Source organism: Algicola sagamiensis DSM 14643 (assembly GCF_000374485.1).
Classification (GTDB): Bacteria; Pseudomonadota; Gammaproteobacteria; order Enterobacterales; family Alteromonadaceae; genus Algicola; species Algicola sagamiensis.
In genome coordinates, this window is the sequence record NZ_KB894513.1 from 1 (window position 1) to 26,705 (window position 26,705).

At 42.9% G+C, this 26,705-nt stretch carries 27 protein-coding genes; 19 read left to right on the plus strand and 8 right to left on the minus strand.

The window, feature by feature from the left end:
* Positions 1 to 350, plus strand: a 350-nt coding sequence (locus C505_RS24615; RefSeq protein WP_040440398.1) for a hypothetical protein, incomplete at its 5' end; no start/stop codon positions are given.
* 69 nt (positions 351 to 419) lie between these two features.
* On the opposite strand, the gene C505_RS0119850 is transcribed toward C505_RS24615, so the two are convergent.
* A complete protein-coding gene (locus C505_RS0119850) occupies positions 420 to 1,157 on the minus strand; it encodes a substrate-binding periplasmic protein (protein ID WP_018694393.1) in 738 nt (245 codons plus the stop codon).
* Positions 1,158 to 1,316: 159 nt separating this feature from the next.
* On the opposite strand from C505_RS0119850, the gene C505_RS0119855 reads away from it, so the two are divergent.
* From C505_RS0119855 to pgmB, 4 genes are all read left to right on the plus strand, one after another.
* Positions 1,317 to 2,351: a LacI family DNA-binding transcriptional regulator gene (locus C505_RS0119855; RefSeq protein ID WP_026318112.1), complete on the plus strand. Its 1,035-nt coding sequence runs from the start codon at positions 1,317 to 1,319 to the stop codon at positions 2,349 to 2,351.
* 166 nt (positions 2,352 to 2,517) lie between these two features.
* The gene (locus tag C505_RS0119860) at positions 2,518 to 4,422 is read left to right on the plus strand and encodes a sodium:solute symporter family transporter (protein ID WP_018694395.1); all 1,905 of its coding nucleotides are present in this window, start codon (positions 2,518 to 2,520) and stop codon (positions 4,420 to 4,422) included.
* Positions 4,419 to 6,725 (plus strand): glycoside hydrolase family 65 protein, encoded by a 2,307-nt coding sequence (locus C505_RS23140; protein WP_018694396.1) that lies wholly within the window; start codon positions 4,419 to 4,421, stop codon positions 6,723 to 6,725. Before C505_RS0119860 ends, C505_RS23140 begins: the two co-directional genes overlap by 4 nt.
* On the plus strand, positions 6,722 to 7,399 hold the full coding sequence (gene pgmB, locus C505_RS0119870) for a beta-phosphoglucomutase (RefSeq protein ID WP_018694397.1): 678 nt from the start codon (positions 6,722 to 6,724) through the stop codon (positions 7,397 to 7,399). The genes C505_RS23140 and pgmB overlap by 4 nt, the downstream gene beginning before the upstream one ends.
* Before the next feature lie 38 nt (positions 7,400 to 7,437).
* On the opposite strand, the gene C505_RS0119875 is transcribed toward pgmB, so the two are convergent.
* A complete protein-coding gene (locus tag C505_RS0119875; protein WP_018694398.1) occupies positions 7,438 to 8,061 on the minus strand; it encodes a LysE/ArgO family amino acid transporter in 624 nt (207 codons plus the stop codon).
* A 96-nt stretch (positions 8,062 to 8,157) separates the two neighbouring features.
* Between C505_RS0119875 and C505_RS0119880 the strand changes: the two genes are divergently transcribed.
* Positions 8,158 to 9,057 carry a LysR family transcriptional regulator ArgP gene (locus tag C505_RS0119880; protein WP_018694399.1) on the plus strand — a complete coding sequence of 300 codons (900 nt, stop codon included), beginning with the start codon at positions 8,158 to 8,160 and terminating at the stop codon, positions 9,055 to 9,057.
* A 152-nt stretch (positions 9,058 to 9,209) separates the two neighbouring features.
* Here C505_RS0119880 and C505_RS0119885 read toward each other — a convergent pair whose 3' ends face one another.
* Positions 9,210 to 10,625 carry a hypothetical protein gene (locus C505_RS0119885; protein ID WP_157369232.1) on the minus strand — a complete coding sequence of 472 codons (1,416 nt, stop codon included), beginning with the start codon at positions 10,623 to 10,625 and terminating at the stop codon, positions 9,210 to 9,212.
* Between the two features lie 188 nt (positions 10,626 to 10,813).
* Between C505_RS0119885 and C505_RS0119890 the strand changes: the two genes are divergently transcribed.
* From C505_RS0119890 to C505_RS23145, 4 genes are all read left to right on the plus strand, one after another.
* Positions 10,814 to 11,083, plus strand: a complete 270-nt coding sequence (locus tag C505_RS0119890; RefSeq protein ID WP_157369234.1) for a hypothetical protein — start codon at positions 10,814 to 10,816, stop codon at positions 11,081 to 11,083.
* A 74-nt stretch (positions 11,084 to 11,157) separates the two neighbouring features.
* Positions 11,158 to 12,075 (plus strand): hypothetical protein, encoded by a 918-nt coding sequence (locus C505_RS0119895; RefSeq protein ID WP_018694402.1) that lies wholly within the window; start codon positions 11,158 to 11,160, stop codon positions 12,073 to 12,075.
* A 121-nt stretch (positions 12,076 to 12,196) separates the two neighbouring features.
* Positions 12,197 to 12,682 (plus strand): GNAT family N-acetyltransferase, encoded by a 486-nt coding sequence (locus C505_RS0119900; RefSeq protein ID WP_018694403.1) that lies wholly within the window; start codon positions 12,197 to 12,199, stop codon positions 12,680 to 12,682.
* Between the two features lie 73 nt (positions 12,683 to 12,755).
* A complete protein-coding gene (locus C505_RS23145; RefSeq protein WP_051090627.1) occupies positions 12,756 to 13,253 on the plus strand; it encodes a GNAT family N-acetyltransferase in 498 nt (165 codons plus the stop codon).
* On the opposite strand, the gene C505_RS0119910 is transcribed toward C505_RS23145, so the two are convergent.
* Both C505_RS0119910 and C505_RS0119915 read right to left on the minus strand, forming a co-directional pair.
* Positions 13,250 to 13,627: an MAPEG family protein gene (locus C505_RS0119910; RefSeq protein ID WP_018694404.1), complete on the minus strand. Its 378-nt coding sequence runs from the start codon at positions 13,625 to 13,627 to the stop codon at positions 13,250 to 13,252. The genes C505_RS23145 and C505_RS0119910 overlap by 4 nt on opposite strands.
* Positions 13,624 to 14,229, minus strand: coding sequence for a glutathione peroxidase (locus C505_RS0119915; protein ID WP_018694405.1), 606 nt, complete (start codon positions 14,227 to 14,229; stop codon positions 13,624 to 13,626). Before C505_RS0119915 ends, C505_RS0119910 begins: the two co-directional genes overlap by 4 nt.
* A gap of 132 nt (positions 14,230 to 14,361) precedes the next feature.
* Between C505_RS0119915 and C505_RS0119920 the strand changes: the two genes are divergently transcribed.
* The 6 genes from C505_RS0119920 to C505_RS24490 all read left to right on the plus strand — a co-directional run bounded on the left by C505_RS0119920 (position 14,362) and on the right by C505_RS24490 (position 18,952).
* Positions 14,362 to 14,871, plus strand: a complete 510-nt coding sequence (locus C505_RS0119920) for a GNAT family N-acetyltransferase (RefSeq protein WP_018694406.1) — start codon at positions 14,362 to 14,364, stop codon at positions 14,869 to 14,871.
* Between the two features lie 251 nt (positions 14,872 to 15,122).
* Positions 15,123 to 15,590 carry a CesT family type III secretion system chaperone gene (locus C505_RS0119925; protein WP_018694407.1) on the plus strand — a complete coding sequence of 156 codons (468 nt, stop codon included), beginning with the start codon at positions 15,123 to 15,125 and terminating at the stop codon, positions 15,588 to 15,590.
* Between the two features lie 409 nt (positions 15,591 to 15,999).
* Positions 16,000 to 16,200, plus strand: coding sequence for a hypothetical protein (locus tag C505_RS0119930; RefSeq protein WP_018694408.1), 201 nt, complete (start codon positions 16,000 to 16,002; stop codon positions 16,198 to 16,200).
* Between the two features lie 193 nt (positions 16,201 to 16,393).
* Complete coding sequence (ompR, locus tag C505_RS0119935) at positions 16,394 to 17,119, plus strand: osmolarity response regulator transcription factor OmpR (protein ID WP_018694409.1); 726 nt, start codon at positions 16,394 to 16,396, stop codon at positions 17,117 to 17,119.
* Positions 17,116 to 18,420 carry a two-component system sensor histidine kinase EnvZ gene (gene envZ, locus C505_RS0119940; protein WP_018694410.1) on the plus strand — a complete coding sequence of 435 codons (1,305 nt, stop codon included), beginning with the start codon at positions 17,116 to 17,118 and terminating at the stop codon, positions 18,418 to 18,420. Before ompR ends, envZ begins: the two co-directional genes overlap by 4 nt.
* Before the next feature lie 190 nt (positions 18,421 to 18,610).
* The gene (locus C505_RS24490; protein ID WP_157369236.1) at positions 18,611 to 18,952 is read left to right on the plus strand and encodes a DUF5011/hyalin repeat domain-containing protein; all 342 of its coding nucleotides are present in this window, start codon (positions 18,611 to 18,613) and stop codon (positions 18,950 to 18,952) included.
* Here the strand turns inward: C505_RS24490 and C505_RS0119955 are convergent.
* From C505_RS0119955 to C505_RS23150, 3 genes are all read right to left on the minus strand, one after another.
* Complete coding sequence (locus C505_RS0119955) at positions 18,925 to 20,466, minus strand: phosphoenolpyruvate carboxykinase (RefSeq protein WP_018694413.1); 1,542 nt, start codon at positions 20,464 to 20,466, stop codon at positions 18,925 to 18,927. The genes C505_RS24490 and C505_RS0119955 overlap by 28 nt on opposite strands.
* A gap of 423 nt (positions 20,467 to 20,889) precedes the next feature.
* Positions 20,890 to 21,939 (minus strand): PLP-dependent cysteine synthase family protein, encoded by a 1,050-nt coding sequence (locus C505_RS0119960; RefSeq protein ID WP_018694414.1) that lies wholly within the window; start codon positions 21,937 to 21,939, stop codon positions 20,890 to 20,892.
* Between the two features lie 33 nt (positions 21,940 to 21,972).
* Entirely contained in the window at positions 21,973 to 22,566 is a 594-nt protein-coding gene (locus C505_RS23150) for a LysE family translocator (RefSeq protein ID WP_018694415.1), read from the minus strand.
* 98 nt (positions 22,567 to 22,664) lie between these two features.
* Here C505_RS23150 and C505_RS0119970 point away from each other — a divergent pair, with 98 nt between their 5' ends.
* From C505_RS0119970 to C505_RS0119980, 3 genes are all read left to right on the plus strand, one after another.
* Complete coding sequence (locus C505_RS0119970) at positions 22,665 to 24,056, plus strand: aminotransferase-like domain-containing protein (RefSeq protein WP_169337075.1); 1,392 nt, start codon at positions 22,665 to 22,667, stop codon at positions 24,054 to 24,056.
* 39 nt (positions 24,057 to 24,095) lie between these two features.
* Complete coding sequence (locus C505_RS0119975; protein ID WP_018694417.1) at positions 24,096 to 25,382, plus strand: alkaline phosphatase; 1,287 nt, start codon at positions 24,096 to 24,098, stop codon at positions 25,380 to 25,382.
* Positions 25,383 to 25,459: 77 nt separating this feature from the next.
* Positions 25,460 to 26,005: a DUF1415 domain-containing protein gene (locus tag C505_RS0119980; protein WP_018694418.1), complete on the plus strand. Its 546-nt coding sequence runs from the start codon at positions 25,460 to 25,462 to the stop codon at positions 26,003 to 26,005.
* Positions 26,006 to 26,705 lie beyond the last annotated feature (700 nt).

The window sequence follows — 26,705 nt, forward strand, 5'->3', positions numbered from 1 at the left end:
GCCATTTTGCCATTTTGCCATTTTGCCATTTTGCCAATCAGGAGATCCTAGCACCAGTATTGGGTCAACTATTGGAAGAATTTGGTATCGGGATTACCGAGTCACAAGGGAGACACACTTCTTCTGATAATTTATCAACAGATAGTGATGGCCACTTACAGTTGCATGTGCACCATGAGGCAGATTTGGACTGGTTAATGCAGGAAAGTGGTACAACGCAGTTGGATCCCGACGCAAGTCATATTGCGGTAGATTTCGCATTGCGAATTTTAACTGACGATGTAGCGGGAAAAGTGACACCAACATTGCTAAGCCCTGTTGCTGTTGATTATCAAATCAAGCATCTGTAGTTATATGAGTATGAGTGTGTTTACTTTCCCAAAGGTAGACACACTCTTCAGTACCTTTACCTGCACTCACTATCGGTACTTCGCCAATATCTCTTCAAGGCGACCTGCTTTACGGATTTCATCAATACCTTCTTGTAGATCCGCCACATATTCATCATTCACATCAGAGCTAAAGCTAAAATATAAATGCCCTTCTGTGAGCACATAGACTTCTTCATATGCATTGGTGTTAATCCCCAATTGTCGCATCACCCATTGCGCTACACGTGCTTCATAAGCCCACATGTCCACACGATCGGCATGGAGCTTTTTGGCCACCACCTCTGGAAACGGAGACAATTGTAGGTGCTTATCTTCTATTCCCAATGTATTGAGTGATTGCTCTCCAATATCATCACGCACAACGCCTATGGTGTATAACTTAAACTGATCAGGTGAGGTGATTTTGATTTCCCGGCCTTTTTTCGCTAAAACGACCACTCGTGTATCCGTAATGGGGCCTGCCCAAAGAAATAACTTTTCTCTTTTTGGTGTACGCGTCATCGAAAAAAGGACTTTCATGCGTCCTTTGAGTACTTTCTGATAACCTCTTGCCCAAGGCTCCATATTGACCATTCTCGGCAGCACGGGGGGACCTTTTGCTCGGCTCGCCAACTCAAGCAGTTCCACCGCGATACCTCTTAGTTGACCTTTTTCTTTAAAATTATAAGGTGGATAGTGCTCCGTTATATACTCTAAATCTGTCAGATCTGCTGACTTAACGAGACTCGCATAAAGCACAAATACACATAAAAAAAATCGATGCATGTAATTTCAATTTCCATCTGACACATTCTAAAAAGGTAGCTACCAGAGTGCCATTTGACTAGGGTGTATTTCTCATCACTTCCAAATCCATACAATGAAGAATTGCCATCTGAATCACCAACCCTTACGATGGAGTCTTTTTTAATCTCCCAAGAACATATGAACACACAACAAAAACCTTACACCTTGAAGGATATTGCGCAAAAACTCGGTGTTTCCAGCGCAACTATTTCCAATGCCTTCAATCGACCCGATCAACTCTCACCAGCTTTAAGAAAGAAAATCATGAAAGCCTGCGAAAAGCTTGGATATACAGGGCCAAACGCAGCTGCAAGGAGCTTAAGAACAGGTAAAACAGGTATTATCGGTGTCTACTTGGCCGATCCAATTCAGTACAGCTTTTCTGATCCAGTCGCTGCGCAATTCCTACAAGGCGTTTCTGAGGTCGCAGAGGCTGAGGGGATTAATATCCTTCTCTTTTCTAACAAACACCAAGGCGCACAAAACTATAGCGTAGAAGCTGTACCTGATGGGTTTATCCTCTATGGTGCGCCGGAAGAAAAAGAAACATTGAATCGAATTCAACTCCAACGAAAGCCAATGGTTACTGTTGACTTTGACCTACATGACTACGCTTCAGTCCATATCGACAACGAAGATAGTGCTTATAAAATTGCAGACTATACCCTCTCACACAACCCGGCAAAACAGGTTGCCATTCTCGGGTTAAAGTTATCCAAGAATCAACACTTAGGTGAACTGGAGATGGCTGACTGTTATGGGGCTAATACTTCGATTTCCAAGCGTCGTTTAGATGGGTATATCAAAGCACTGACTGATCATAGTATCACTGAATATAGCATCTACAGTATCCCTAAAAATGTGGCAAGCCAATCAGAAATTATTGCACAGCAAGCCATTGCTCAAGGCGCTCAAATTTTACTCTGCATGAGTGACCGTATTGCCCTAAGTGCTATGAATGTTGCAAGAAAGAATGCGCTTCAGATCCCGGCTGAAGTTTGCATCGTTGGTTTTGATGGAATTGATGATGGAGAACATATTTACCCAGGACTGACAACCATGTGTCAAAGAAGTATTGATAAAGGCAGAGAAGCAGCAAAACGTTTGCTCAATATCACCGAACATGCACACCTTATACTCCCAACCGACCTCATTGTTCGTGGCAGTTGCTAGCAAATAAAATGAGTGGCTTAGAGGGTGACTCTTCTAAGCCTTTGTTCAATTTACACCTTTTCATTGACGTCCAACTCTATAGTTCTGCGTACCAAAAATGTTTACAGCATTGATTCTATCATTTAATCTTAATCGTTAAAGATTTAAAATAAATATAATAATTATCATGTTAGAATGGATAGACTACAGCATTTTATTGCTGTTTATGGCCTACAGTTTATGGGTTGGTTTCCGCTTAAAAAGCCAAGCTTCGCACTCGTCAACAGAGTATTTTCTTGCTGGTCGAAAGTTAAAAGGCTGGCAAGCAGGACTTTCTATGGCTGCAACACAATTTGCTGCCGACACACCATTATTAGTGACAGGTTTGATGGTCACAGGTGGTTTATTCTCGTCATGGAGACTATGGATTTATGGTCTTGCATTTTTGATGCTCGGCTTTTTAATCAGTGGCGCATGGAGACGCGCTGGCGTCCTCACAGATGCAGAGCTGACTTTGGTTCGTTATAGTGGAAAAGGTCAGAATACACTTCGAGCATTAAAGGCCATTTACTATGGTACTTTTATCAATTGCGCGGTCATGGCTATGGTACTGATCGCAGCCACTCGTGTATTTGAAATATTCCTCCCCTGGCATCTTTGGCTACCAGAAAGCTTTTACCATTCACTTTCTGTTTGGGTTGATAGTACAGGGGTTTCCATTGCTTCTGGGTTAAGTGGATTGACTCAGGGAGTCGCAACGACAAATAACTTAATCAGCATTACCCTCTTGTTGCTGTTTACAACACTTTATACGACATCTGGAGGCCTCGGTGGCGTCGTCAAAACAGATGTGCTGCAATTTACAATCATGATCCTTGGCACCCTGTTCTATGCTTATTTTGCAGTCGATGCAGCAGGTGGCCTAACTCAATTAAGCGACAATGTCATCGCACATTATGGGCCAGAAAAAGGTGCGCAAATGCTCAGCCTTTGGCCAACTATGGATGAAATGCTATTGCCATTTCTTGTGATCCTTTCTCTTCAATGGTTCTTCCAGGTGAATAGTGATGGCACAGGTTATCTAGCACAAAGAACAATGGCTTGTCGCAGCGATCAAGATGCGCGAATTGCGTCTATTGTTTTCACCTTTTCACAAGTCGTGATCAGAAGTCTGGTCTGGTTACCGATTGTTATCGCGCTTTTGATTATTTATCCATTTGATCCAGATACACCTGTAACAGAGAATTTTATTGCCGCACGGGAGACACTATTTGTCCAAGGCATTGGCGATTTATTACCAGTCGGTGTCAAAGGATTGATGGTGACAGCGCTATTTGCAGCACTCGCATCCACAATTGATAGTCACCTGAATTGGGGGGTCAGTTATTGGGCAAATGATTTGTATAAAGGTTTATGGGTAGAACAAAGAAAGAAAAAAAAGGTCGATCCACGAAAAATGATTTTGGTTGCGCGAGTATCAAGCCTGCTCATCTTAAGCATCGCACTGCTCATTATGATCAACCTAAATTCCGTTCAATCCGCTTGGCAAATTTCTTTGTTATTTGGTGCCGGGACGGGTTCAGTCCTTGTATTAAGATGGTTTTGGGAGAAAGTAAACATTTACTCCGAACTTGTATCCATCACCTTGTCTATACTTTTAGCACCACTGTTACTCATCTTTGTCGAAGCGGACTGGTTACGACTCGCCATCATGTCTGGCGTATCCTTGAGCGCTGTCATTTTCGTATCTATTTTTGCACCTCAAACAGAAGAATCTAAACGGGTCGCTTTCTACCAACAAGTCAAACCATTTGGTTGGTGGCGACAAACCGCAGTGGCAGCAGGAGATAATCCCAATACTTCAATTCGTGGATTTCAAGAAAATCTCTTTGCACTTTGTGCCGGTGCAGTCAGTGTATACGGATTTCTCATTGCTGGAACACTTTGGATGCTCCAAGGCGCTGGGTATCAGATTCTATTGAGTAGTTCATTCGCGCTGATTGCCATTCCATTTTGGTGGAAGATATTGTTCCAACCCGATCAGGCATTGGACAGCACAGAAACAACCGAGTTAAAAGCAGTGTCATCATGAATCAATCACTTATTTTTCCTGTCGAGCCGTGGCATTTGTCACAGTTTGACTGGCAACCAGACCAACAACTATTCGCGGAGAGCTTACTGAGTTTAGGCAATGGTCACTTGGGTACCCGAGCCACATTAGAAGAAGGTTACCCTCATTCTGTAAACACCTTGGAAGGTACGTACATCAACGGCTTTTACGCAACACATCCCATTGAATATGGTGAGTCTGCTTATGGTTTTGCGAAAAATAATCACGCGATGATCGCCGTAGCTGATACAAAGCAGTTGTGCATCCAAGTCGATCATGAGTCTGTTACAACAGGGACCATTCAAGAATTCGAGCGGCGTTTGCATTTGCAAGATGGCCTTCTTTCTCGAAATACGATTTGGAAAATGCCAAATGGCGGCCGGGTCCAACTTGATATCGAACGTTTTATTCATGCCGATATTCCTGAACTAATGTGTGCAAAGATCAAAGTGACTTCACTTGATCACACCCAAAGGATAAAGCTCAGCAGCGGCATTACAAAGCCAACTCCAGTTCAAATACAAAATGATGATCCCAGGATTGGAGAAGCCAGCCACCTTCAGGCACACTATGTGGAACAATGGCTGAAAGATGGTCACTTGGGTTGCCTTCAATCCACAGAAAATCAGCAACTCATTACTCTCTTCCATCAGCATGCTGACCAATCATTAGAACGCCACTTGGAAAAAACGGAGCAAGGACAACGGCAAACCGTTGAATCCATCCTGTCTCCTGGTCGTTCAATCACACTGACTCAATTAAGCATTTATGCAACAGGGACATCTACGGCGCTATATTCCGTTGCAGAGTCCATACTTGGATCAGCGCTCGCTCAAGGGTATCAACAGCTTAAAGCAAGCCATCAAAAAGCTTGGCTGTCTTACTGGTCTGATGCAGATATTCAACTGGTTGGGGATGACGCACTTCAACAAGGGATAAGGCTAAATGGATTTCATTTACGGCAAAGCTGTGGTCGATTTGGTAAAACAAGCATCGCAGCAAAGGGACTATCTGGACCGGGATATGATGGCCATTACTTCTGGGATTCCGAAATTTATGCACTCCCCTATTTTCTCTATACTGAGCCACATATTGCACGTCGTTTAATTGAATACAGGATCAGCAAACTCGATCATGCACGCCACCGAGCGAAGATCATGTCACACAAACATGGCGCCCTATACCCCTGGCGTACAATTGGTGGCGAAGAAGTGTCTGCATTTTTCCCGGCTGGCACCGCGCAGTATCATATCAACGCGGATATCGCATGGGCACTCAAACAGTATATACAAGCAACTGGTGATACAACGTTACTCATTGACGGTGGTGCTGAAATGCTTTTTGAAACAGCTAGAATTTGGCCCGACCTAGGTCGATTTCGCGATGATGGACAGTTTTCCACCCATGAAGTGACCGGACCTGATGAGTATTCCTGCATGGTTGATAATAACTTCTACACCAACCTGATGGCACAGACTCATCTAAGTTATGCGCTCGATGTCCGAGATTGGCTCTTGACTCATGCGCCTGAAAAATTAAAACGGTTACAGCAATCTCTTCAGTTGAATCAGGCAGAGTTTGATCTTTGGGGTAAAATCATGTCGAATATCTGTCTTCCATATGATTCTGAGCAACGAATCTTTTTACAAGATGATGCTTTTTGCCACCGCCCTGTATGGGACTTCCAAAACACACCTTCAGAGAATTATCCGCTTCTGCTCCATTATCATCCACTCGTGATATATCGGCATCAGGTGTGTAAACAAGCGGATGTGCTCATGGCGCATTTTTTAGAGCCTTCATTTGCCCATTCAAAGCAAAAAGATCAAGATTTTGCGTTTTACGAGCCAATTACGACGCATGACTCTTCACTCTCTCCGATAGTGCACTCAGTTATTGCTAGTGAAATTGGACAACACGACAAGGCTTATCAGTATTTTTCACAAACGGCTCGTCTTGATATTGATAATCTACATCAAAACTCTGGGCATGGAGTGCATATCGCGTGTATGGCAGGTACATGGATTGCTTTAGTGAAAGGGTTTGCTGGCATGCGTTTTGAGAACAACCGTTTATCATTTTCCCCATCACTCCCTCATCAATGGCAAGCTTTTACCTTCCGAATGTATATACAAAAGGTCCATATTGAAGTGACCGTTGGTTCAACGTGCCAATATACATTATTGACTAAGGGTCAATTCGAACTATTTCATTTTGATCATAAGGTTAGCCTTGGGCATGGTGTTTCTGTGTCATGCTCAATTTACCAGGAGAATCATCAATGACTCAACGGAAGTTTCAAGCAGTTATCTTTGATTTAGATGGGGTCATTACAGATACTGCTGAGTGGCACTATCTTGCATGGAAAAGGTTGGCCAATTTTCTCGAAATTCCATTTGATCGGCATTTTAACGAATCGCTCAAAGGCATCAATCGAATGGACTCTCTTCATTTGATTCTGCAAAGAGGAAATGCTGATTTTTCCCAAACAGAGCAATCAAAACTTGCAGCACAAAAGAACCAGTATTACCTCGAATTACTGGATCATTTATCTCCAGAAGATGAATTCCCAGGGGTACCTCAACTGCTCACTCAACTCAATGATATGGGCGTGAAAGTGGGCCTTGCTTCAGCCAGTAAAAATGCCTTGCTTGTACTAGAACGTTTACAACTCCGACAAATGTTTGACTATATCGCAGATGCTGCAACCGTCATCCACGGCAAACCACATCCAGAGGTCTTTCTAAAAGCGGCTGATGGTTTGGGCGTCCCTCCAATGCGCTGTATTGGCATCGAAGATGCGGTTTCTGGTATTCAAGCCGTCAATTCCGCTGGAATGTGGTCGATTGCAGTCGGTGATCCCAATATTTTAAAAGAAGCAGATGAGGCGATTACACAAACTCAGGATTTTCTTCCCGAAAAGTATCATTGGCTATTACCTCACCAGAAAATCGCCTAGTACGGAGCTTGGAGGTTCAAACACCTCCTCGAGCGGGCTTACCCTTGCCACCAGCGCCAAATTAATATGCTCGCTAAAGCCCACATAATGGTTCCAGATAAGAGATTCAAACTCACTTGACCGACACGGCTTGATAGCACAGGAGATAATTTCGCAGCACCATATCCGATTCCAAAAAACCAAAGAAACGAAGCAAACATGGCACCAAATGCAAAGTACTGTTGACTCCCAACTGGCTGAGTCGCACCCACGCCGCCAATTAAGACGACCGTATCTAACCAGACACCTGGATTCAGGACACTAAAACCGAGGGTTGCGAAGATCACCTTAAGTCGGTTTGTCGCAACCCCTTTCTCAGAAATTGACTGCAAAGGCGCTGCGAAATGAAAAATATCCCGAAAAGATAAAAAGCCATATACAATCAAAAAGCAAGCACCGGTAATGGTCAGAACTGTCTTCAACGCAGGAATTTGACTGATCATCAAGCCCAATCCCATGACGCCAAACAAGATCAACACAGCATCACAGACAGATGCTGTCATCACCATCGAAAAGATATGCTTTCTTAAGATCCCCTGTCGAATAATAAATAAATTTTGTGCGCCTATCGCCACAATCATGCTTAGCCCGAGTAAAAAGCCATCTGTAAATGCTGTTTGCATTGCAATATCTCTTGTTCAAATCGTTGCAAACAGTCTAAAACTGATCAATCATGAAGGAAATTTAAACTTTTTTCATTGTGATTAGATTTTCTTAATATGCTACTGAGTCGTCAACTCAATGCGTTTTATCAAGTTGTTGTTCATCAAAGCTTTGATATTGCTGCACAAAAGCTCTACATCACCCCTTCTGCTCTATCCCAACGGATCAAACAGCTTGAGACATCCATGGGCCAGACATTGCTGATCCGCAGTAACCCTGTTCAAATGACCCCATCTGGGATCACTTTGATGCAATATGCAAAACAAATGATGGCGCTCAATGATGCTGCACAGTTTCAGCTTCTGGAGCCAAAGAATTTACATCAAGAGGTGGAGCTGAGTATCGGGGTTAATGCAGATAGCTTATCCACATGGTTTTATCCTGCCCTCAATCGCCTGTTTGAAGACGAAAATTGTCTCATTGATATCCGAATAGCTGATCAAGATCAAACGTTGGATTTCATGAGAAAAGGAGAAGTGATCGCTTGTATATCGTCTGATCCCAATCCAATACAAGGTGCATTGTCTATACCACTAGGTGTGATGACTTACCAAGCATTCGCGACGCCACAGTTTAACCAGCGTTATTTTCCAAATGGTGTCACTCCGAGCGCATTAATGAAAGCACCAACGGCTATCTATAACCAGAAAGACGAATTAACAAGCGATTATCTCAAGCAATATTTTGCGCTGGATACCGCACAAACAAGGCATCATGTCATGCCGTCATCGGAAGGGTTTCTGCAAATGGGCTTGAGTGGCCATGCCTGGGTTTTACTACCGATCATTCAAGCGACACAAGCGGTTCAATCAGGCCAGTTAATCAATATAACCCCAGATAAACAATGCGATATCTCCCTATATTGGCATCATTGGGATTTACCTTCATTTCACTTAAAACAACTAACAGTTCAAGTCAGTAAAGTTGCTCAACAAACCTTGTGCCAAATCTTGTAATCACCTTGCATGCCCTAGCATTCAATCGAAGGAATTAATATGACTTTCGATAGAACGCTGGGTGACATCATCATTCAAGCCGATTAACCGTCATGGTCCCTTATTCCCGAAGGCATGAGTAAAACGGCGAGCCACTGCTCGCCGTCATTAATTTATTCAACGGGGAATTGAATATTATCAACCCAAACACCGTGATCAGGATACATTTCCGCATGCTTTTCATAGGAGAATTCAATATCAAACTCTCCTCGTGGCAAACGGATTGTGTACGTTCCGTAATTCCCACCAGTATCACACAAGTTAAATAATTCCTGCCCATCAATGTAAACAATGAGTGGTGCTAGACACTGGCCTTGATCATCGTATTCACCGACTAAACGTGCACGAAATACAAGTGGATCAGCCCCATTTGCTTGGAATGAAGTCAACATGCCAGAGCTTTGACCAACGTCAATCTGACTTGGCTGCCAAGCCCAGTCACCACGATATGCATTTTGTTGCGTACGTAACCAGCCGAGATCACCTGTCACACGCCATGCATATCCACCAAGTGAGTCATCTTCAAAATCAATGAGTCCTGGTAACGTAGGTTGTGGTGCAGCAGCAACCCCAGGAATGATCAAGTTATCAATAAAGATTTCTTGCGCAGGATCTTCATTTGAGTGCTTGGTATAGATGAACTCAAGGGTATATGTACCAGCAGAAAGCGTTGTACCCGGCGTAAAGAAGTAGCCCTTCGTATCACATAGTGTCCAAGAATCCGCACCATTGAGACGCATAATGAGTGGTGAGCGACAGTTACCACGCGCATCGGTTGTGCTGGACAAATTCGCTTGAAACTTGATGGTACCACCTTCTGTTGTAAACTCGGTTTTCATTCCTGAAGATTCACCCACAGCAAGCTCAGCTGGCTTCCAAGACCACAACCCATCATAAGCAATGTTTTTGGTTCGTTCCCAACCTTTGTCACCAGAAACACGCCAATTAAAGCCACCTAGATTTTCATTCTCGAACGTGATCGTATTTGCATTTGGGACTTCTGGTGCTGGTTCTCCAGGCACTGTAATTTCCTCAATCCAAGCACTGCTATTCCCTGAGCTTCCCTTTTGGTAAAGTAAATTCAGCATGTAGTTGCCATTGCCGAGGTTAACTCTTAAAGTTTTCACACGTCCATTCGTACCACACTCACGCTTCATCTCATTACCATTGAGCTTGATCACTAATTGATCAGCACAAGAACGCCCAGTGGATGCATATTTGATCTTGAATTGACCACCTCGGGTAAAGAAGCGCATTCCAGTTCCACTCACTTCACCTTGGCTCACATCACCACTCTGATATCCCCATATTCCCTGGCCCAGATTATATCGTTGCCACCCAACATCACCACGATCTCCCCAGTCGAAGCCTCCCATCGCTGGATCGGAAAAGTCTACAATCGTTGATGTACCTGATTCATTGGTGATCACTTCTGATGCAGCCATCATGTTGACTGGTTCCTGCGCAGCCACTGTCATTGCAGTAAGACTGAAAGAAGACACAACCATGACTTTAAACAACGTCTTCATTACTCTGACTCCCTCTATCTTTGATTTTATGTAAGTTGGTCTCTAACTTCGAGACAAAGGTATTCTAGGGAGATCCAAAGCGAAGAAATATCATATAAAAGCGTGATTTTTAGAACCTTATTGATCTCTATCGCGTCTGAAACGTGATATCGTCTTTCATTTCCGCCATTCACCTCTGGGAGATCATTATGAAAAGGATGTTATTGCTGAGTCTATTGCTGGCTTTTTCAAACGTGGCTTACGCCAATACACTCATCACGAAGCTGACAAAAAATAATCAAGGGCAATGGCGTGTTTCCTACAATACAAGCAAGCCGATTACACAGCTCGTTCTAAAAAAAACACCAGATCAATCAAGGTTAAATAGATGGGTTTCACTGAGTCCAGATATCATTATCCAACATCTTCATGGGCAGGATTTTATTCGACATAAAGATGGAAAAAATTCCAGCAAGTAACCTTCGATCTCAATCCAACGTTTATCTCACTGCCAAAGGATTATGCACCTTTTTCTCCTTATACAGACGGTGGAATGCTCGTTCATTCACGCCGATTCTTTGCATGTATCCAGCAATGTGACGAAACACAGAACCAATGGCACATGCGCATTGAAGCACCAGATTCTGACTACATTCTGGTTCATGGAAAAGTCCATAAAAGTCAGACCTATTGGATTGATAAAAATGATGGAACGAAGGTGTATGTTGGGAAACAAAAACCATTCAATTTTGCGGGTCTATTCACTGTCATTGATCCAGCGCTTCCAGCTGCATTAAAAAGCTCAATTGAATCAAGCTTTCCACGGATCATGTCTAGTTTCGAACAGCGCTTTGGCCCATTGAATGCACCACCAATGTTGTTATTTTCTACGTCTTATTCAACTGATGGCAAAGTTGATCGGAAAGGAGGCGTCTTACCGAATCAGGTTGTCTTCCATGTGCACGCCCCAAAACAAACGAAGAGATCGTTTGATATATGGTTCACCACCCATGAAATCGCACACTTATTTCAAAAAGAGGGTGTTCAAACTGTCAGATTCAGCGAATCATGGCTTCATGAAGGCGCTGCTGAATATTTAACAACACAATGGCTGAAACAAGCAAGTCACCAGCAACTCATTCATGACAAAATGTCATCCGCAAGACGGCACTGCTTCACAACATTGAAAGGAAAAAGCCTGTCCGAAACACAAAGAAAAGATGCAAGATTGTTTTATACATGCGGGTTGTTGCTGTTCCATAAGCTGGAGACATTACTCAAGCCATCAGGCCAATCGGTATCACAAATTTGGAAAATATATACGCAGCGTATTCGTCAGGGTGAAACCGCAAATTCAGACCTGATGATTGACATCATCAGGTCTTATGTAAAAACGAAAAGCAAGCAACGTTGGATAAGTTTTTTCAGGGAAGTACAGATAAGTCCCCAGGAAACTTATGATCGAATATAAATACTATTTTTATATGTATTTTCTATAAAATTCTATAACAGATAGATAAATTTGTTATTGATTTTTAGGTTTTTTGAACCCATTTAGAATACATTGATAGATGATGATAAGGAAGAAAGTCATGTCCAACATTCAGATCCGCACAGCTTGCAAACAAGATGCCGAAACAATCCATCAGATGATTGTCGGGTTAGCAAAATATGAAAAAGCGGAACATGAAGTCAAAGCGACTATAGGGAGCATTCAAGACTCTCTTTTTACCCCCTCAGCAACCGCCCAAGCGCTCATTTGTGAGCAGGAAGGAGAGCCAATCGGTTATGCGGTCTACTTCTACAACTATTCTACATGGCTTGGGAAGAACGGCCTCTACCTTGAGGATCTTTATATTGCACCAGAATGTCGATGCCTCGGTGCAGGAAAGCGAATGCTGCAACACTTAGCGAAAATAGCCGTAGAGAAAGGTTGTGGCCGATTTGAATGGAGCGTCCTTGACTGGAACGAACCCGCAATTGAATTTTACAAATCATTTGGGGCCAAGCCACAAGACGAATGGGTTATCTATCGTTTAGATGGACAGGCACTTAATGATTTTGCTGAGGCCACTTGATAGATTAACCAGTTGATTTATAGAGCGTTGTATTGCAAGATGGCCTCTCTGGGTAAAAACCAAGGAGTCATCAATGAAATCGGAAGTAACCATCCGCCGAGCATTTCCCGAAGATTATGATCGAATCGCTGCATTTTCAGAAATAGAATCCATCGTTGAAAATACCTCTCGCGTTCCCTTTCTTAATGCAAAGCAATGGCGTGATATTCTTGATACCGAAGGTGAAAATATCCAACTCGTTGCGGATATTGAGGGCAAGCTTGTTGGACATCTTGGCATTTATCCCTACGTTAAACAACGAGAAAAGCACGTTGCAACTTTTGGGATTGTTGTTCATCCAGATTTTCACGGGAAAGGCATTGGTAGCCAACTCCTTGAAAAAGCGATTCACCTTGCAGATAACTGGCTACAAATCATTCGCTTTGAGTTAACTGTTCTCTCTGACAATCCTGGTGCTATCCACCTTTATAAAAAGTTTGGCTTTGAAGTCGAAGGCGAAATGAAGATGAATACTTTCAAACAAGGCGAACACACTGATCATGGCACGTATTCACCCCAAATTTGCCTCTAAAGACTCGTAATCAATAGATGGATGGATATCGCAATCATCACAGCAAATGTGATAACCATCCCTGTAACACGAAATTTCAGATTTTCCCGTGGTGCACTCACGCCATAAGCACAGATTAACCTCCCTACACATAATGCGATACACAAGCTGTGTAACCATATCGTATTCGGATTTTTTTGTTCAAGAAAGAATAAAAGCAGCAGCGCAAATGGCACATATTCTGAAAAGTTACCATGTACTCGAATTGCTTTTTGAACCATTTTTTCCTGACCATCCCCAAGTGCAACTTGGTATTGACGTCGAGCTTTGATAACACGCAACGCGAGATAAATATAAAATAATGCGAACACTGCTGCATACATCGGTACAATCATACTTTCTCCTTCATAGGATGATTGGCCTGTTGCCCCTGCGAATGCATGCCCAACATAGGTTTCGGTAAAACTTTTTGAATGGCGTCTATGAGCTCAGGGTCGTCAGGCTTCGTAAATGGCGACCAACCATCAATCACATTTCCTTTTGCATCAATCAGGTATTTATAAAAATTCCACTTTGGTGAACGTCCCGCCTGCTTAGAAACCTCCTTATAAAGCGGAATCGCGTCAGCGCCACGGACAGGAACTGGTGCAAACATAGGAAAAGTCACACCAAAATTCACAAAACAGATCTTAGCTGACTCGGATTCTTTCTTAGCTTCCTGTTTAAAGTCATTGGAAGAGAATCCAATCACCTTTAGTCCTTGTTTTTCATAGCGCTGATGAAGATCCTCCAATGCTTTAAATTGCTTCGTAAAGCCACAGTGACTGGCTGTATTCACAAGTAAAACGGGATGACCAGCAACTAAATCACAAAGTTGAATGATCTGGTCAGAATGGAGCTTTCGAAAAGATGCGTCATAAAGCTTTGGACAATCTTTTGCCCAGAGTAAATCAGACATGAGTAGGAAAAATAATGCGAATATCATGCGCTTTATCATGTTCTTTTTCTTGTAATTTGTCCAAAATGTAGTCGCAGTGTATCCATTGGCGAACAAGAAATCCAGATGAGAAAAACTTTTTTCAATAAATTGCGACTTACTGAATTAAAGTGACTTTTTAAAAACACAAAGATGACACAAGCATTATCGGTAAACACAAAGTTGGCCCTGACAATCCAGCCAATCAGAGAAACCCAGTGGCGAATTGCTAAGAATATTCAACTCGAAAAATCACAACGAAAATATGTGCCCAGCGTTGAAAAGCTGCAACGAGAACAGATATTCCAAGGAGATGGCACAAAAAAGCCTTTTGCAATTTATGGCGTATGGCTCGATGCCTCAACCATCATCGGTGTTTTCACCATCGAAAAAATGCAAGATGGTTATATGTGGTTGGGCGGCCTGCAAATTGATCAACAATGGCAAGGGCATGGTTTTGCCCGTCGTGTCCTGGAAGGTCTGATACGGCATGTCATTGATCATCCTGAACTTAAAGGAATGAAGCTGGATGTTTTTGAAGAGAACACACCCGTTTACGATTTTTATCGTCGATTGGGGTTTGAAGAAATAGAAATTTATTACACACAGCGCGGTGATAAGCTGTGCCGCTTACAGCTGTCTCGAGAACATATGTCGCCTTGATCAAAAGCGATAACATTGCATTCCCCTCATAACTTGCTGATAAATAAATCAATATCAATACATGTTTTGTAAAATTTTGTGATTTTTGAAACCTATTCCCCGTACCTGTTACACATAAGCAAAGCATGTGCCTGTTTTTAGGGACAATCACTTGCAGAAAGTGCAGTTCAGGTTATCCAAAACAAAGACCCTTTTAAAAACAAGGGCATAATGAATAGAAATATAAGAAAAAGTCACTTAAGGAAAAAAATATGTCATACGCAGATCATCAGCTTCAACACTGGCTTACTGAATTTGGTCAATCATTTGGCACAAACTTCCAACTTGACGACGAAGGTCGTTGCTCCCTTCAAGCAAATGACGATGTGATACTCAACCTTGCCATCCGCAATGGTGATGAAGGCTTTACTGTAAACGCTGTACTCTATGAGGTTCCCACCCAACATAAAGTAACAACTTTCGAAAAAGCACTCTCCCTAAACCTGTTCCAAGCTGAAACCCGCGGCGCAGCAATCGCATATGACGAGCAGGCAAACTCTCTGATGCTGAACTTTACTGGTGAATTTGCACGCCTGAACTACCAGGATTTCACAAACATTTTAAATAATCTTGTTGATACAACTGCAAAGCTACGTCAAAACCTAGAAGCAAATACGGATAAAGGTGATTATGCCGCCCACGCAGATCCAAACGAAATGATTGGTATGCTTCGTATCTAACCACATTCACCACGGGTACTTCTATGTCACCCTTGCTGGCTAAGAAGTACATTCTTAATGAAAATACATGAGAAGGTTCTCCTTCTCATGACTTACTCCACCCATCATCCAATCAAACAATTGATCGCAGCAATGTAACTCATATGTGATTATCGCGCGCGATTTTACCTGGGTTTCATGTCGTAGTAAGTGAGGTTGTTGTGTTCAGGGGTATATCTTCTGTCATTATTGCATTTTCTCTTTTGGGTGGTATCAAAGTCCAACTCCCTGAAAATATGATTTCAGACACTGTGAATGCAAGAAAAGGAATTAACAATGACAAAAATATCTCCATTTCCTTGTGTTTTGATCAATCTGCACTAAATTTGCCTGCGTACCTTTTTAAAACACATAAATCCGGAGGCATATCATGCAATGCATCAAAGGGCTCATTGTCCTGACTTCCACGATTCTCGTGGGATGCAACTCAACACAAACGACCTTATATGAAGTTGATCACACTGCTGTAAATCAATCAGAAAAACAAATATCGAAAAGCTTTGCCCCAATGAATGTGATCTGGGTAAACCCGCCGTACAAATTGAAAAAAGCCCAATCTGTAAAGCAGTAAATTTCTAAACTCTCCCATCATAAAGATTTTTATTTTTGGCATATTTGATAAAAAACTGGCCGTAAAAATTCAAAATGCTAATTTGGCAGACGATGTGAAATAAATTGTAACAATATCAGAGGCTGGTCTTTCATAGGAATTGACCAGCTTTTTTTTTATAGTGTCTTTATTGAAGAGATTCTGAGTTTTTCTGATGCAAGAGACAACAAAAATATTGGTCGTAGATGATGACTTAAGGCTGCGTAGCCTGCTAGAAAGATACTTGGTTGAACAGGGCTTTATTATTCGCTGTGCACCCAATGCAGAACAAATGGATCGTTTGTTGGCACGTGAGAATTTTCATCTTATCGTCCTTGATCTTATGTTGCCAGGAGAAGATGGGTTGTCCATTTGTCAAAGACTGAGTAAGCAGGAGCATTCAATCCCCATTTTGATGCTCACCGCCAAAGGAGATGAAGTTGACCGTATAATTGGATTAGAGCTGGGCGCTGACGACTACTTACCAAAACCATTTAACCCAAGAGAGCTGCTTGCCAGAATTAAAGCCATATTGAGACGACAATCTCGAGAAGCGCCTGGCGCGCCGTCACAAGACGATAAGGAAATTACATTCGCGGAATATTCTCTCAACCTGTCAACGCGTGAAATGAGAAAAGGCGATACCATTATGCCCCTGACAAGTGGTGAATTTGCAGTACTAAAAGCGCTGGTGACTCACCCTCGAGAGCCACTCTCCCGTGATAAGCTCATGAATTTAGCACGAGGTCGTGATTATAGTGCACTAGAGCGAAGTATTGATGTTCAAGTCAGCCGCTTGAGACGAATGCTTGAGGTCGACCCAGCAAATCCCAGATATATTCAAACCGTTTGGGGACTTGGCTATGTCTTTGTACCAGATGGGAAGGCAAGCAACTCATGAGGTTGCCAAATAGTGCTTTTGGTCGGACCGTTTTACTCATCGGCATTCTATTATTGATCAATCAATGTATTTCCTATGTGTCTGTCGCCTACTATGTCATTAAACCGACACAGCACCAGATTAACCATTTGATTGCGAACCAGGTACGAACGCTGCTGATATCTCTCCAAGAAGAAAATGAGTCAACACTTGAACGTATACTCCACCAACATCAGCAAGCAACAGGTATTCGCTTGTTAAAACAGGAGCAGTCAGAATTACTTGGACTCCATCGTGCAGCGTATTACGCGAGTTTTTCTATGATGATGTCCGATGAATTGGGTGGTCCCGCTGAAGTACGGATCTCACAAGGAGAACAGTACTTATTTTGGGTCAAAGCACCACAAGCTCCCGATTACTGGATCCGTATCCCGATGAACGCGCTTGATGAGGCTCACTTCTCACCATTAGTCTTTTATCTTTTCTTTATTGGTATTTTGAGTGTCGCAGGTGGATGGCTATTTGCCAGACAACTCCATAAACCACTCAAGAATTTAGAAAAAGCTGCCCTTCGCGCTGCTTCTGGTAAATCAATCAAGCAAGTCCCTGAAAAAGGCTCATCTGAAGTCATTGCTGTAACAAGAGCTTTTAATATAATGTCCACCAGCATACAGCAACTTGAAGAAGATCGCTCCTTGTTACTCGCCGGGGTTTCGCATGATCTCAGAACACCACTGACTCGGATCCGGCTCGCGACGGAGATGATGGTGGAAGAGGAAGAATATCTCAAAGAAGGAATCATCACTGATATTGAAGATATGAATGGCATCATCGATCAGTTCATGGATTATGTCCGAGCCGGTCATCCAATGGACATGAAGGTGATAGACATCAACCATCTTCTGGGTGAAGTTATTATTCAAGAGCAATTTCAACAATGGGAAATTGAAACCCAGCTAGCACAATGTCCGCTCCCAGTACTCATGAATCCAGTCTCATTAAAGCGTGTTTTGAATAACTTGATTGAAAATGCCTTCCGTTATAGTCAGGGTGACATTCACATTCGCAGTCAATTGAAGGATGGGAATAAAATTGTATGTATTCAAATTATGGACTGTGGTCCAGGGATACCACCTGAGCAACTATCACGTGTATTTGAACCTTTTACACGCGGTGATACTGCACGTGGTAGCGAAGGAAGCGGGCTAGGCCTTGCTATAGTAAAACGCATTGTCGATGTCCATGGCGGCAGTATCAAGCTCCAAAACCGGACAGATAGCTCAGGCCTCATTGCATCCATTCACTTCCTAGCCCATACCTAGGGTCTATTGATATGTCGGAAATCCGCACTGTGACGGATGATAGATCAAAGACCCTGATCACTTTGCATCTGGCATCAGGGTCAGGTGCAAAAATTGAATCGCCAGTGATTGTCCGTCTTGCAGCCAATGTTAAGGTTAGTCACTCTGTAACAACAGAAAAGCCAGTTCAAAGCTCACTGATGATGCAACCTTGCGTTATAGTGTTTCTGACAATGCATTCGCCATTGATGATCATGGACGCATTACGGTAAATAAATCCTTGAAACCTGGTGATCACACATTGACGATTCAAGTCGTCGATGCTGATGGAAATATCACAGAGAAATCAATTGCGGTAATCGTTGGGAATGAAAAGTCAGCGAAGAAAGAAAGTGGAAAATCTGACAGTGGCTCAATGGTATACCTGCTCGTTGGACTGCTTGGCCTGCTTCGTTTGAGAAGAAACAACGCTGAAAAGGCGATATTCAATCACAAAAGGTGGTGCGGTTGCACCACCTTTCATTTTCATAATGGCTGCTTTGGACCAGCCTGAACAATCGCATCAGAAACATCATATTTTTGAAAGTTGTCAATAAACTCTTTCGCCAACTTCTCTGCTTGCTGATGATACGCAGCTTTATCTGCCCACGTGTTTTGCGGAACAAGTACATTTTGCTCAACACCGGGGATCTCGACAGGAACATGTAAATTTAATTCCTCGATAAACTGGGTTTCAACATCTGCCAACTCTCCAGAAACGATGCCATCAATAACCGCTCTCGTTGTTGGAATATCAAAACGTTGTCCCACACCATATGGGCCACCCGTCCATCCAGTATTGACCAAATAAACTTTCGAGCCAAATTCACGGATCCGCTTCATGAGCAACTCCGCATAAACACCAGCGGGCCTTGGGAAGAATGGCGCACCAAAACATGTACTGAAAGTGGATTGAATTGCTGCACTTGACCCTATCTCGGTGGAACCTACTTTTGCGGTATAACCACTAAGGAAGTGATATGCAGCCGCTTCTTCAGAAAGAATTGAAACGGGAGGAAGTACCCCGTTGACGTCACAGGTCAAGAAAACAACGGACTTTGGCTCACCGCCACGGTTTTTCTCAATCCTTTTTTCAATATGTTTGAGCGGATATGCAGCTCGTGTATTCTGTGTGAGTGCATCATCTTTATAATCCGGAGTTCGAGAGTCGTCCAAGACAACATTTTCTAAAATCGCCCCAAAGCGGATCGCATCCCAAATTACAGGTTCATTTTTCTTTGAAAGATCAATACATTTTGCATAACAACCGCCTTCAAAGTTAAATACACTTCCTGGAGCCCAACCATGCTCATCATCACCGATTAAGAATCGATTTGGATCGGCAGATAATGTCGTCTTACCCGTCCCAGATAGACCAAAAAATAAGGTTGTGTCACCCTGCTCACCAACATTCGCGGAGCAGTGCATTGGCAAGACATCTTGTGCTGGAAGCAGAAAATTGAGCACGGAGAACATCGATTTTTTCATCTCACCCGCATAACGCATACCTGCAAGTAAGACTTTTCGCTGTGCAAAGTTGATGATCACAGTTCCGTCGCTGTTCGTCCCATCACGTTCTGGCTCACATACAAAAGAAGGAACATTCATAATCGTCCAGTGTGGTTTGGACTTTGGGTTCCATGTCGCTGCTTCAATAAATAGGTTCTTTGCAAAAACATGATGCCAAGCTGTTTCTGTCGTGACTTCTATCGGTAAATAGTGCTCTGGATCTGCACCGACATTTAGCTGCGAGACAAACAGCTCGCGCTCTGCCATATATTGACTCACACGCTCCCAAAGTACATCGAATCGCTCCGAATCAAAAGGACGGTTGATATTCCCCCAATCGATAGAATCTTGCGTTGATGGCTCTTGAACAATAAACCGATCTTTTGGTGAACGACCCGTTCTTTCACCTGTTTTTGCAACGAAGGCACCATTTGCAGCCAGTATTCCTTCATTTCTTTGGATTGCGAGTTCTATGAGCTGAGCACGTTCAAGGTTCACGTGACGTTTGGCAGCAGCCATGTTGGGTTACTCCTTAAGTATTTTCATGGTCATATTCGAAGGAAATTGAGTCGTTGCTCAATCTTTTTGTTATGCAGAGGTATTCTACTGGAATCGAGAGTGATTAACAGTTAAACCACAATTCTGATCAGAAAAAAATCTGTTTTAAAGGAATAAAAATGAAAATTTTTTATAAATCGTATTGATAATGATTATCATTTAGTTTATATTTAACTTTGTCAACGACGCATAAGAACGAAACTCTATTGGGCTGGCAAAACCGGAGAATTTCGTAAGAGGTCACACTCTTCAATGCGACATTGGCGGTTGGAGTGTATTAATTTTTGGCTGTTGATACATTTCGACTCTGTCTCTAAGCTACTCAGTGAACATCAAACCCAGGCCCTTTATCAAGGGCCTTTATCTTTTCTAGAATATTTAAGATTATTTCATTTTTCCCCAGAGACTGTTCACTTCTGCCATCGCTTGCGTGATATCAATCGATTGCTCTTGTAACCACGCATCATTGTAATAGGTATCTAGATAACGCTCTCCACCATCACACAGTAGCGTCACAATACTACCCGACTCACCTGCCGCAACCATTTCATGGGCCAGCTTCAAAGCTGTATAGACATTTGTCCCAGTAGAGCCACCACACTTTCGATTCATGACTTTTTCTAAGAAACGAATTGTCGCAATTGATGTTGCATCCGGTACTTTTTCCATACGATCAACAATATCTGGAATAAATGATGGCTCTACGCGCGGGCGGCCAATCCCTTCAATTCGTGTACACTCCTGTATGGTAATCTCTGGATCACGTGTTTGATAAAAGTCATAAAAAACTGAGAACTCCGGATCCGCCACACAAAGCTGCGTATCAAACTGCATATACCGAATAAACCGTCCGATGGTTGCTGACGTTCCGCCAGTTCCTGGGCTCATCACCACCCATTTTGGTACCGGATGTGTTTCCAGCTTCATTTGGTCGAATATCGACTCTGCAATATTGTTATTCCCCCGCCAGTCTGTCGCACGCTCAGCAAAGGTAAACTGGTCCATGTAATGACCATTCAATTCCTTGGCAAGCCGCTTCGCTTCACAATAGATATCCGTCCCTGTCGCAAAGTGGCATTGGCCGCCATAAAACGAAATCAGATCAATTTTTTCTTTTGAAGTCGTTGGTGGGACCACTGCAATAAATGGCAAGCCAAGTAAGCGAGCAAAATACGCTTCAGAAACCGCTGTTGAGCCAGATGATGATTCGATAATTGGCGTCCCTTCTTTGATCCAGCCATTACATAATGCATGGAGGAACAACGACCGAGCTAAGCGATGCTTTAAACTCCCTGTCGGGTGAATAGACTCATCTTTTAAATACAGTGTGACCTGGGGGGCAGCTGGAATATCTAACTTAATCAAGTGCGTATCCGCTGAGCGTTGAAAGTCCGCTTCAATTTTACGAATCGCTTGTTTTACCCATGCTCTCATGGCATACCTCAACATTCTTTTTAAATCTAATGACTACCATAGCAATCCTATCGTCAGCCAGGTAAGAATTGCTAAACCTTTATTAATCTTTATCCCGATGGTCGGGTGTGCAAGCCAGCCACGGAGTGCTTCACCAGCAAAAAGCCAGATGATGTTGCCAAACGTACCAATGACAACCCAAATCAAGATGAGCTGTAGAGACGAAGCAAAGTAATCCGCGCCTGGGAGTGTATGCGCAGATACACTTGCAATACCTGTAAGCCAGCATTTGGGATTCACATACTGAAAAGCAAACGCGGTCCAAAATCCTGGTGGTTCGGCTTCTTTCCCCTGTCCACCGGCAGGCATTTTCCATAGACGCAATCCAAGATAAATCAGGTAAAGCGTTCCCATGACCGTTAATCCAGTTTTCACTTCTGGAAATGTTTCGATCACAACACCAAGCCCTAAACACAGTCCAACAAGAAGCCCTATTAGCCCAAATCGGATGCCAAATAGAAATGGAAGCGTCCTACGCCAACCAAAATTCATAGAGCTTGCTGTAAGCCATAAATTATTCGGTCCTGGCGTCGCCGAAGAAGTAAATGCAAATGCAGATGTTGGAAAAATTAAACTTACGAGATCCATACGACCACCTTAATTGTATGCATTCAATATGATGACAATTATTACGAATTGACTATAATATAGAGATACAAATGAACTGCAATGGATTTTTTGTAACCATGACAATCTGGCATCTACCTACAGACAATGACCGTCCGAAGTACATCGCTCTTGCTGATCATATCGCGACGCTGATCCAGGAAAATAAACTCAAAGCGGGCGAAAAACTTCCCCCACAAAGACGTCTCGCGGATACGCTCGAAGTCACAACAGGCACCATTACTCGCGCCTATGCGGAAGCAGAGAAAAGAGGCATTGTTAGTTCGAGAGTTGGCAGTGGTACATACGTTTCACAAAAAGAAAAAAAGTATTCTTCTTATTGGTCAAGCTACTTTCCTGAAGAAGGAGCTGTGGATTTTAGTAACAGCTTTGCCCCGATTGGCCCACAAGAGTCTGTCCTTCATGAAGCGCTTCAATCCCTGTCATCTCAGCCAGACTATTTGCATAAGCTCCTTCATTACACGCCTGAAAGAGGCTACCCACATCAGCGAGAAAAGTTTTCAACCTGGTTGAAGGAAGAAAACTTGCCATCGGAACAAGAAAATTGTTTTTTTACCCAAAGTGGACAGCATGGTTTATTTACAGCATTGCAAGCAATGACAACTGCTGGAGACACAGTAATTTGTGAAGCGCTGACTTTCCCTGGGCTTAAAATGGCATGTGACTCGCTATCGCTTAAATGTGTTGGCCTTCGCTTTGATGAACAGGGAATTTGCATTGAAGCACTGGAAGCCGCGTGCAAGCAATACCACCCGAAAGTCATCTATTTGATGCCTCAATCAAATAACCCAACGACAGCACAAATTCCATTGGAACGGCGCAAACAAATTATTGAAGTTTGCCGCCGCCATCGGATTTTTATTCTGGAGGATGATGTTCAAGTTCTGCCGAAAAAGTATAAATTGCCTGCGATGGTTTCCCTTGCACCAGAGATCACATTTCATATTTCCAGTTTTTCTAAACGGCTCAGTGGCGGTATTCGCCTTGGATTTGCAATTGTACCCAATGCTTACAGAACCCAATTTCAATTAGCCTTGAGAGCAAACCAGTGGACAATTTCCAGTTTACCTGTCGAGCTATTTACTTATTGGTGTGAAAGTGGGTGCATGACAACACAGGATAAATGGCTTGAGACACTCATGGATGAACGCTGGACCGTCGCAAAAGACATCCTCAAGAACCATGAAATCCAATACCAGCCTGGGGGATTTAATTTATGGATACATCTTCCTGAAAGTTGGAGTGCACTCCGTGTAGAACAAGTTGCCCGGCAGCATGGCTTGATCCTAAGAGCTGGAGACCATTATCTCGTTGGTGGTAATGCTTTTGGCTATCATGGAATCAGACTTTGTATATCACAACCAAAGACAACCGAACAAATGGCTGAAGGCCTCAGACAGTTGGTCACAATATTGGAACAAGAATCGTTCGCACCCGAGCAAATCTTGTAGTAGTTTATTTTGACTGAAGTTTTCATTACCGGAGGATTTATGAAGTTCACCAAACTATTTGTCTGCGCAACACTGCTCAGTTCTACAAATATACTCCACGCAAAAGAAGTGAAGAATATTATTTATCTAATCGGAGATGGGATGTCTCCAGCGTATATCAGCGGTTATCGTTATTATGCGGATGACCCAGAAACAAAAGAAGTTGAAACCACCATATTTGATCGCTTATATGTCGGTAAAGCCAGTACTTATCCAGATGATAACCGAACAATTGTTACAGATTCAGCCGCCGCTGCAACAGCACTCAGTACTGGCCATAAGACTTTTAATGGCGCAATCAGCGTCAATGAAAAAAAAGAACCGCTCAAAACACTATTTGAAGCCGCAAAAGAGAAAGGTAAAACGACAGGAGTTGTCGTAACCTCCCAAATTAATCACGCTACGCCGGCTTCGTTTATCGCCCACCATGAAGACCGTGGTGCCTATGATGAATTAGCCGATCAGTACGTTGATAATAAAGTCAATGGTGCCCCAGTGATCGATCTCATGCTTGGCGGTGGCACAAAATATTTCCAAAGATCGGATAGAGACTTAACAGCTGAATTTCGTCAACTCGGTTATCAATATATCGACTCTATGGATAAACTCGATCAGCTCAATCAGAAAAAAGCAATGGGGTTATTTGCAAGACGTGGACTCACAAAGGTTATTGATAGTGACACCCCGATGCATTTAACCAAAATGACGAAAAAAGCGCTGTCACTTTTCAATCAAAATAATGAAAATGGTTTTGTATTACTGATAGAAGGCAGCCAGATCGACTGGTGTGGTCATTCCAATGAAATCGTTTGTGCAATGACTGAAATGCAGGACTTTGCTGGCGCGATGGAAGTTGCCTACAAATTCAGCCAACAAAACCCTGGCACATTGGTTGTTGCAACAGCAGACCATGGCACAGGCGGGCTCACGCTGGCCCGAGGACAGGGCTATCAATGGAAGGCAGAATATATTCGCAGTATGACGGCTTCCGTCGAGACCATCGCCAAACGATTACCACTGTCGAAGATCACACAAGATGACTGGATACACTGGACACAATGGCCTATTTCCCAAAGAGAACTATCGACATTAAACCAAGCAAAAGATCGCGAAGGGCTTTATGAAGCAATCTTAAATCTTGTGAACGAAAAAACGATGACTGGCTGGACAACTGGTGGTCATACAGCAGTCGATGTACCCGTTTTTTCTTCCGGTACTAAATCCGAACTATTCCACGGACATCAAGACAATACCGAAATCGCGAAAAAGCTCCACCAATTACTTTAAATACGAATCAATCAGAATCAGGGCAATATTGCTCTGATTCTGTTATGATGTGCTCGTGTTGTTCGAGTGTTGTATATATGAGCCATCAAGACAGTCATCCCGTCACCGTGACGAAGCAGTGGATTGAATCTTTCATCATTCACTACAATATTTGTCCATTCGCGAAAAAAGAATTTGTGAATGATCGGATCCACTATGAAGTCTCTGCTTGTCAGGATACAGAAAAGGCACTTCATTGTTTACAAAAAGAATTCAAAAGACTCGATCAATCCCCTTCAATCGAAACCAGCTTTATCATGTTTGAGTCAGGTTTTCAGACCTTTAGTGACTACCTAGATCTGATAGATATTGCACAAATGATGTTGGAGCAATTTGGTTACGAAGGAATCTATCAACTCGCAACATTCCATCCAGATTATATTTTTGCTGGCGAAGCTGCTGACGATCCGGCAAATTTTACAAACCGCTCCCCATACCCAATGCTTCACCTCATTCGCGAAGACAGACTTGAAAAAGCACTCAAGCATTATCCTAACCCAGAACAAATCCCAGAGAGGAATATCGCGCTTCTTCGTGGATTAAGCTTCGATAAACTGGTTAAGCAACATGTGTCAGCAATCTGACGCCCTGCTTGAAAATACAACTATATTTTCAGTTAAATCAATTACTTAGCGACTGATCAAATATTTAGTTACACCTTTTACATTATCCGTGAAACTCAATTGAAAGCCCTTTGACACACTATCTTCAGCGGCAATGGCTGCCCCGCATGATGAAGTGCCCATGAATTCTTTCTCATCGCTTGCCACAAACGTAGCCCTTTCATAGCTGGACGCCTGGTTGAGTGCTCGTAGATGTATTCCCAAAAGCGTCACGATGGATGTCAATAGCATGTGATTTATCGAATGCTTCACTACCGCCACTTCAAACTGACCCACGAGGCTGGCTCACGCATTTGGCAGAGAACCAATACGTCTATACATCTGTGTACTATGACCAAGCAGACCATTATCCTACCGGAACCAATTCGTGAATCTTCGAAGGTGAAGGAATATTTGTCTTTGGTGAGTCAGATAATGAATCTTTTTACTATCCAAGCATGCCTGTTGAACAGATTGCGCCAGGAGTAAAAGGGATCAATTTTGAGATCACTCAAGAACAACAAGCGCATGCTGGTATATCACTTTTTATCTTAGGTTTTGAAGAGGATCACTTAAGGAACGAGACAAGGCGGAAGTGACGCAGCATAGTACGACCATGTGAGGAACTGACAACGCAGTCTCTTGGTAAAATTCATACACCACAAATAAAAAAACCCAGCCT